Source organism: Taishania pollutisoli (assembly GCF_014518315.1).
In the GTDB taxonomy this organism is placed as follows: Bacteria; Bacteroidota; Bacteroidia; order Flavobacteriales_D; family Crocinitomicaceae; genus Taishania; species Taishania pollutisoli.
Genome location: NZ_JACVEL010000016.1, coordinates 35,658 through 44,270 on the forward strand (window position 1 = coordinate 35,658; position 8,613 = coordinate 44,270).

Genomic DNA, 8,613 nt, shown 5'->3' on the forward strand with positions numbered 1-8,613 from the left:
GGGGTTTGTTTTTATTAAAGATTAATTATCGGACTTAATTCCTCTACCGATTGACTGGTAATAAAAACCGTGTTTGTTCATCGTCTCCATATCAAACAGATTGCGGCCGTCAAAGATCACCTTATCACGCATCACTGCACCTACCTGATCAAAATCAGGATTTCTGAACACACTCCATTCGGTGCAGATCAACAATGCATCAGCATCGTGAAGCGCTTCGTATTCATTCGTTGCAAATTGAATGCTTTCTCCTAATAACTGTTTCACATTGGGCATTGCTTCCGGATCATACGCTGTTACAGAAGCTCCCGCTTTCAATAATTCCTTAATCATATACAAAGATGGCGCTTCGCGAATGTCATCTGTATCCGGCTTAAATGCCAGTCCCCAGACAGCAATCTTTTTCCCGGATAAATTCCCGCGGAAGAAATTCTGCATTTTTGGGAAAAGAACCGTCTTTTGTTCTTCATTTACTTTCATTACGGCAGTGAGAATCTGGAATTCGAAATTTTCCTCTTTACCGCTTTTTACCAACGCTTGCACATCTTTCGGGAAACAAGAACCGCCATACCCGATTCCGGGGAACAAAAACCGTTTTCCGATGCGGTCATCCGAACCGATTCCAATGCGTACTTTATCTACATCAGCTCCTACTAACTCGCAAAAATTAGCAATCTCATTCATAAATGTAATCTTGGTTGCCAGGAAAGAATTTGCGGCATACTTGGTTAACTCCGCTGACTTCTCATCCATAAACAGAATCGGGTTGCCCTGACGTACAAACGGTTGGTACAGTTCTCCCATCACCTTTTTCGCACGATCAGATTGTGTCCCGATTACAACCCGGTCAGGTTTCATAAAATCATCGACAGCAAATCCTTCACGTAAAAATTCCGGGTTGGAAACAACGTCGAAGTCACAGGTTGCATTCTGTGCGATGGTAGCGTGCACTTTTTCTGCGGTACCAACAGGAACGGTACTTTTGTCGACAATCACTTTGTAATCGGTAATCAATTTCCCGATTTGTTCAGAAACCCCGAGAATATAAGATAAATCTGCGGACCCGTCTTCACCCGGAGGAGTAGGAAGTGCCAGGAAGATAATCTCAGCATCTTTTATTCCTTCCTGTAAATCCGTTGTGAAACGCAGCCGGTTTGCCTTTATATTGCGTTCAAATAATACATCCAGATGAGGTTCATAGATGGGAACTTCACCATTTCGCATGCGTTCTACCTTCTTCGTGTCGATGTCTACACAAATCACTTGATTTCCCGTTTCCGCAAAACAAGTACCTGTAACCAATCCGACATATCCGGTTCCTACTACCGCTATTTTTTTCATGTTAGTTACTGCTTTTCAATGAATGAAGCAACTGCGTTGCATATTGTTTTTAATTGTTCTTCTTCCATTTCCGTGTGAATCGGAAGGGATATAACACGTTCTGTTAACCAGTCGGTGATCGGAAGATTGGTGGTCTCGCTGTTGAATGCGGCAAACATTTTTTGCTTATGGGCAGGTACCGGGTAATAAATCATCGACGGAATGTCCTTTTCAGCCAGGTAGGCATTGAGTGCATCCCTGTCCATTCCTTCTACTATTAACGTATACTGGTGAAATACGTGTGCTGATTTCGGGTCGCGTACAGGTGTTTGAATCCCATCGTATTTTGCAAAGAAACGATCGTAATAATCAGCAACAGCTCTTCTTTTCGCATTGTATTCATCCAGACGACGTAATTTTATACGCAAAACAGCTGCCTGGATGCTGTCCAGACGGGAATTGCATCCGACCACATCGTGATAGTAACGTTTGCTTTGCCCGTGATTGGCAATCATCCGGATTTGAGCCGCCAGTTCATCATTATTGGTGTACAATGCCCCACCGTCACCGTAGCATCCCAGGTTCTTGGACGGGAAAAAAGACGTACATCCAATGGTGCCGATGGTTCCGGTTTTTGAAACGCGTCCGTCAGCATGGGTATAATTGCATCCGATGGCTTGCGCATTGTCTTCCACGACAAACAGGTTGTGTTTGCGGGCAATATCCATGATCACATCCATTTCAGCTGCTTGTCCGTACAGGTGAACAGGAACAATCGCTTTTGTTTTTGGTGTAATGGCTGCTTCAATTTTTGTTACATCAATGCAGAAAGTAGCTTTGTCAACTTCTACAAATACAGGTTTCAATCCCAATAAAGCGATAACTTCGGTTGTTGCGACATAAGTAAAGGAAGGAGTAATGACTTCATCTCCCGGTTTTAATCCGAGAGCCATTAAGGCAATTTGAAGGGCGTCCGTACCGTTGGCACAAGGAATAACATGTTTTGCATTGAGGTATTCTTCCAGTTCTTTTTGAAATGCGGAAACTTCCGGTCCGTTAATGAATTGTGCATTCTCAATCACATTAAGAATGGCCGTATCTACTTCCTGTTTAATGGACTGATATTGGGTCATCAAATCCACCATTTGTATTTTCTTCATCGATGTTGTTTAAAACGTGAAACAAAAATAAACAAATTAGCCCACGGATTAAACCACGGGCTAAAAAATATTGTCGTCAATTCAATGGACTTTTATTTCTTCAGCAGGCAAACTGCATATGCTTTTATTGCTCTTCTTTCACCGAATGAATCTACCTGTTCATGCGTCGTCGCTTTTATGGAAATTTGATCGGTTTCACATGCGAGCAGGGAAGCAATAATACGTTGCATATCCGGAATGTGCGGATTCAATTTCGGATGTTCGGCAATCACGGTACAATCCATATTTCCTATAGTATATCCTTTTTCCCGGATCAATGCATACGTTCTTTCTAACAAGACTTTGCTGTCGATTCCTTTGTATTGCGGATCCGTATCTGAAAAATGAAATCCGATATCACGGAGATTCAATGCTCCCAATAATGCATCACAGATTGCGTGTAGTAAAACATCTGCGTCGGAATGGCCTAATGCTCCCAGATCAGAAGGAAGTTCTTTCCCGCCAATGAATAACTTTCTGTCGGCAACCAGCTGATGTACATCAACTCCAAAACCGATGCGAATATCCATTATTCCGGCTTGTTTTCGTCCGCTTTTGAGTTTCCTACTTTCCCTAATGTAAAGCGAAGGGTAAAACGCAATGTATTTGCCAACGGAGAACGACGTCCGCCGACAGCTGCAAGGTATGAAATATCAATTCCGAAACGGTTGTATTTCAATCCTGCTCCAAAGTTGAAGAACTGTCTGTTTCCTTTGTTCGGCGCTTCGTAAAAATAACCGGCTCTCAATGCCAGTAAGTTGTTATACCAGTATTCCATTCCAAAAGCAATATTTATTTCGGATAATTCTTCTACAAACTTTGAATTTTTCTTAATCTGGTAGCTGCCGTCAGCATTCTGAATATAATCGCCGTTATTGTCAACCAGCGGAGTTCCGGGAGCGTCATAAAATGACTGTACTAATCCTTTAATAACTCCCACATCACTTGAATGTCCGGAGATCATAACGCGGTCTCCGTCAGAGTTCACTCCGTAGATTGCAGGAGTTGGAACCAATAGTTTCTGGAATTCCAAGGCCAGTGTCAATGAATTGTATTTGTCAAACCTCATTTTGTAGGCATTGGCCAACTTTAAATTCATCGGAATGAAATCTCTGCTTTGTGTGCTGGAATAACTAACTTTGTTACCAATGTTGTTGATGGTGGCAGCAAATGTATAATCCCCGTCCAGGCTACCTATTTTAGCATCTTGTGTGTAGTAGGTAAAGGAAACGTCTGCGGCACCTGCAATAGCTGCTTTTGTATCCACACCTTCCACAACATATCCTCCGGTAAGATTGGAGTAAGCAAATTTTCCGTTGATACCTACACTCAATTTTTCACTTAATTTGAATGCATATCCTGCCGTTAATTCAAATTCACTTGGTTTATCTGTACGAATAAATTGTGCATTGTTGTCAGTATAGGTGATTTCTCCCAAACTAAAAAAACGAAGTGCACCACCTACGGCATGACGTCCGAATTTGTAATAACCGGAAGCATAGGACAAGTGCATGTCATTGGTAAGATTACGCAACCACGGGGTATAAGAGATACTGATCTCGGATTTGTCTTCCGCAAAAATCAACATAGAGGTATTCCAGTAAAGAGAAGTAGACGAGCCACTCAATGCTGTTCCTGCTTCTCCCATCCCTCCGGCTCTTGAATCCGGTGTGATAGACATAAAAGGCAGTGCAGTGGTAATGGTATTCAACCCTAATTTTCCATCGAGGTCATTTTGTGTAACTCCGTTCTGAGCGGAAACCCCGAATGTTAATCCTGAAAATACGGTTAAAACTCCTAAATATGTATTCTTCATTATTCTATTTTTCAAGTTTGACAGATGGCAAATATACGTATTTACCGAACCTTTATTGTGTTAAGTTTATAATAAAACCAATTTTTCTAATTTTTCAGCAATTTCCCCGGCAGGTGTTCTCACTTTTAATCGGTAGACATAAACACCTCTTGCCAGATCGTCTCCGAAATCATCCCTTCCGTCCCACTGAATTCCTTCTGAACGATACCCCTGTGTGAAAATCGTTTTATTGATGGTTTTTACCAATCTTCCCGATACCGTGAAAATCTGAATCTGTGTTTCCAGCTCTGTACAGCATTGATTGTGTTCAAAGTAAAACTCGGTATTCGTTGTGAAGGGATTCGGATAGTTCAAAACGTGGTCCAGTGCCAATTCTGCTTTTTCCTGTACGATAAACTCAACTGTTTCCTGTGAAGAGTTATTGTTCACATCCCATACTTTTAACGTCAGTGTATGCCTTCCCGGTGCCAGTTTGTTTAACTGATACCTCAATTCTCCGGATTGGTATGTGTCCAGATCATTTTTAAAATATTCATTCAGAATGATCGGATTGCTGGTTTTTTCATCAATAACAGCCGTAATGTCATGGCCGATACCATTTCCAACGGTATTTATCCCGTTTTCATCTTTGATTTTAGCAATCAGATAGGGAGTTTCATCTGTAAGTCCGCCGTTGACAAAATTTTCATTGTTGAGATACAGATTGATTTCCGGACCTGTTTCATCATTCAATCCTTGAGGGTTAACTCCTCCGACAAGTACACGTTGTTCTTCCCCGACTGCATCAATGGCTCCGTTGTCAGCATACATGCTAAACTTCCCGTTTCCGTACGAATAATCAATATCCTTCGGGACAATGAATTCAAATGAAAAATACCCGTTTGTAATGGATGACTGCCCTCTGTAGATGACATTTTTTTGTAATTCAAATGGTTGCGGATTGGCGTCTCCGATCAGTGACGGACCAGGTTTTTGTCCCAGCGTATTCAATTGTTTCGGTTTGTCATAAAGTGATGGTGTCGCAATCCCGTTAAAAGAAGAAAGGATAGTTCCGTTGAAGTCTTCCAGGTGTGCTTTTACCTTTACTTTACTCAGTGCTTTTATTGTGTCAGTAATCATGGCCGGTGCAACGCCATTGATACTGTCAATCACAATTTTGTGTTGCGGCATTCCTATTCTAAGAGCAGGATCTCCGATCAATACAAAGGCCATTTTATAAGTGTCGTGTGCGGTTCCCAGATCAACCTTTGTGTTCAGCAGGATATCGCCAAAGGTTCGGGGACTGTTATCCGGCTTTCTTTTGAATACATTTCGGTTAAATGAACCGACAACAGCTGTATTGGTTTGGTAATAAATCGTCCGGGTTGTTGTCATCAGCGCAATGGCGCCCCCCAGGGGATTAATCGACATCCATTCACCGGCTGACACAAGTTCCGGATTGTCAAAACGTGTGAACTCACATGTTGCGGACACAAAAAGAGGCAAACGATCCGAGTTTCTCAGATCCTGAATGATATTGGTTGTGATAATACGTGCGTCTGATAATTGCCCGACACCTCCGTGCCCGACATAGTTGATCACCAGACTTCCGGAGTAAAAACTATTCAGCAAAGCAGCGTTTAACTCGGAAGATCTGTTCCCGGCAACAGTAGCTTCCAGTTGATATGCATCCAGATAGAGTTTATTGGTGTTGATCTCCGGATGGTTGGTTTTTACGTATTGATAACCAGGTTCATGATCAACGACGATAAAATAATCTTCCATATCAGCAACATTCACCGATTTCGTTCTCCAATCCCCAAAACTGGAAGAAGAGATCCCGTCGACACAGTTCACATTGTTTTCTGTGTAAAAATTGGAACCGCCCTTCATGTAATGTTCAATTTTATTGACCTGCTCTTTAGCCATTTGAGTGTTGGAAATGAGCAGTCGCCCGATTGCCACATCGACAATAGAAGTTTCGTCCATTGATTCAGGATCATCCAGAATGCCATAAAAATCATCTGTAACAATATTCTCAATGGATGACTCGCTGTTAGCACTTCCGACTAACTGGTAGGCAGGAATAAAATTATTGTTCCCCTGTACTCTGTTTTTCGGATCGTAACTACCATCGCCAAATAAGCATACGTATTTTAAAGCATCAGCAGGAGATGTGGTACGGTCGTAAAACATTTTTACAAAAGTCCTGATTGCCGCGGCATCAATACTTCCGCTACTGAATTCATTGTAAATTTCATCTACATTCACTACGTGAACAGACAGCCCCTGTTGACGGTGCAGATCAGCAAGTCGGTTGGCCTGAGACAAGAATCCGGAAGGTGAAATGATCAGGTAATCGACCTGGCTTAACGCATGCAGGTTTTGAGGATTTACTGTCCCGGCAAATGTCGGAGTGAGGAAGGAGTTCCCATTGCTGGCAACAAACTCTTTCAGATTGTCTGTTGCTGTCCGAAACACATATCCGCCCCCGGTCAGTTGTCCGATCATTTTTCGCGGCAAGTGTCTGTCGGATACGTCCCAGACAAACCCGTTGACCGGAAAATTCTGTATTGAAAACTCACCAATATTTCCCGCTCCGGTTGATTCCAGGTCGCGAAATGAAAACTGACTTCCTGTAAATACAAGTTGGCGGCGTGTATTCAGTTCTATTTTATCCAGGTATGCACTGATGCTTGGATTGTTGCGTTGAAAAACAATATTGACTGCTACCGTAGCATTTGAATTGTTGAAGTTCATACTTCTGGTTGAACGCCCGTAGTACCCACTTCCATTGCTGGGAACAGGGTCTGATAAAAGAGTTGTTCCGTTTACTACATAATTAATTGTTCCGTTGGAAGTTGTTCTGCTGTCGGAAGCCATGGAAATGATCAGGCTGGACGGAGCGTTTGGAACAGGATTTGAAACGGGGAAGTTGAATGACCGGGATAATTCGACATCAAAGACTTCTCCATACCATCGTTGTCCGCATTTATTCAGGTTAACGATGTCGTTTTCGTGTACTGCTCTGAACGAATAGCTGTTAATGGAGTGAGTAGCCGGAAGGGTTGTAGAATTGAAATCCTGGATCCGTACAGGAGCAACATTCGGATTGATATTAATAAAATAACAGGATTGATCCGAATAAATATTCCGTTCATTGACAAAGGAAGTTCCTGAAGGAGATAGATCCCATCGGTGAGGACCGGCAGCATAAAATAAAATGTAATCATCATTATCAAAAGTCCCGTCGGCTTCACCCTGTATAAAAATAGCATTCATTGCCAGGTCGTCTGTACGGGGAGCACTGTTGAGGTCCGGGATTCTTCCGTCTCCGTTTCCATATATATGCAGATGTTGCGGATTCAGATTGTTGACATCTACTCCGATGGAAGAAAGAAAATTCCGGTCTATTTTGTAGATTCCGTCCTGTGTGACGGCAATTTTATACCAGTTTCCTGTTCCCGGACGGAGCACCGATTCGGTCGCAAAGGATTTTGCCTGGTAATTTTGTACGTAAGGGAGTTTGTTTTGCCGGACAGAAAATGAGGTGATGCGATGAATGGTACCTCCCTTTTTTATGAAAGGAATCAATGAAAGAACCAACAGGCGTTTGTTCCCTCCATTCGTTATAGCGCCTTTCCATTCAACCGTTTCTAATATTTCTGTATTGGTCAGCTGCAGGTACTTTATCTCCTTTTCATTGGCAGGTGCCGTCTGAACCTCTATCAGTTCAAAAGACGCATTTGTTTTTGGAGTAACTTCCTCCATATATTGAAACGCAATTTTCCCATTGGAATGCGCCTGTCCTTTAAAATTGGGGATGTATGTGGATGTGCCGTTGATATCAAATGCCTCCGGGTTTGACCACTCAATTGTAAATGTTCTGATCTCCTGTCCGTAAATATCAAAGGACAGAAAAAAAGATAAAAGACAAAACAGCAAAGTATATAAAAAGAGTAATTTGTTAGTCCTAATCATATTTTTCATAGTGCAAATATCAGAAAACCTTTAAATGTAACTGATAAAAAAACGCAATAATTCTTTGATTATTATAAGCAAATTATAATATTTGTAACCTTTTATTTGAATTTACGTTAAAAAGGGACGGTGGGGTGGAGGCTTCATCACGTGAAGGTATGATCTAATTCTTATTAAATGAAAGGATTGAAGCGATTAATGACTACGGGATTCCTGTGTTTGACTGCATTTTGCTCAAACGCTCAGGATCCGTCGTTTACGCAATTTTATTCAAACCCGATCTATCTGAATCCTGCTTTTGCAGGTTCTAACGGTTGT

6 protein-coding genes are annotated in these 8,613 nt (G+C 41.9%); 1 reads left to right on the forward strand and 5 read right to left on the reverse strand.

Translation table 11 applies throughout. The features are described 5' to 3' along the window. Nucleotides 1–21 precede the first annotated feature (21 nt). From H9Y05_RS15240 to porU, 5 genes are all read right to left on the reverse strand, one after another. Nucleotides 22–1,341 (reverse strand): UDP-glucose dehydrogenase family protein, encoded by a 1,320-nt coding sequence (locus tag H9Y05_RS15240; RefSeq protein ID WP_163492961.1) that lies wholly within the window; start codon nucleotides 1,339–1,341, stop codon nucleotides 22–24. A 5-nt stretch (nucleotides 1,342–1,346) separates the two neighbouring features. Then, nucleotides 1,347–2,480 (reverse strand): DegT/DnrJ/EryC1/StrS family aminotransferase, encoded by a 1,134-nt coding sequence (locus H9Y05_RS15245; RefSeq protein ID WP_163492962.1) that lies wholly within the window; start codon nucleotides 2,478–2,480, stop codon nucleotides 1,347–1,349. A gap of 92 nt (nucleotides 2,481–2,572) precedes the next feature. Then, entirely contained in the window at nucleotides 2,573–3,049 is a 477-nt protein-coding gene (gene ispF / locus H9Y05_RS15250; protein ID WP_216714776.1) for a 2-C-methyl-D-erythritol 2,4-cyclodiphosphate synthase, read from the reverse strand. After that, nucleotides 3,049–4,335, reverse strand: a complete 1,287-nt coding sequence (gene porV, locus H9Y05_RS15255) for a type IX secretion system outer membrane channel protein PorV (RefSeq protein WP_163492964.1) — start codon at nucleotides 4,333–4,335, stop codon at nucleotides 3,049–3,051. The genes ispF and porV overlap by 1 nt, the downstream gene beginning before the upstream one ends. Before the next feature lie 66 nt (nucleotides 4,336–4,401). Next, entirely contained in the window at nucleotides 4,402–8,295 is a 3,894-nt protein-coding gene (gene porU / locus H9Y05_RS15260) for a type IX secretion system sortase PorU (protein WP_216714777.1), read from the reverse strand. Between the two features lie 198 nt (nucleotides 8,296–8,493). Between porU and H9Y05_RS16615 the strand changes: the two genes are divergently transcribed. Further along, nucleotides 8,494–8,613: type IX secretion system membrane protein PorP/SprF (locus H9Y05_RS16615; protein ID WP_394366348.1), on the forward strand; the 120-nt coding region annotated here is incomplete at its 3' end.

Coding starts and splice junctions, on each gene's coding strand:
- ispF (WP_216714776.1), bottom strand. CDS start 3,049: ATGGATATTCGCATCGGTTTTGGAGTTGATGTACATCAGCTGGTTGCC.
- H9Y05_RS15245 (WP_163492962.1), bottom strand. CDS start 2,480: ATGAAGAAAATACAAATGGTGGATTTGATGACCCAATATCAGTCCATT.
- porU (WP_216714777.1), bottom strand. CDS start 8,295: ATGATTAGGACTAACAAATTACTCTTTTTATATACTTTGCTGTTTTGT.
- porV (WP_163492964.1), bottom strand. CDS start 4,335: ATGAAGAATACATATTTAGGAGTTTTAACCGTATTTTCAGGATTAACA.
- H9Y05_RS15240 (WP_163492961.1), bottom strand. CDS start 1,341: ATGAAAAAAATAGCGGTAGTAGGAACCGGATATGTCGGATTGGTTACA.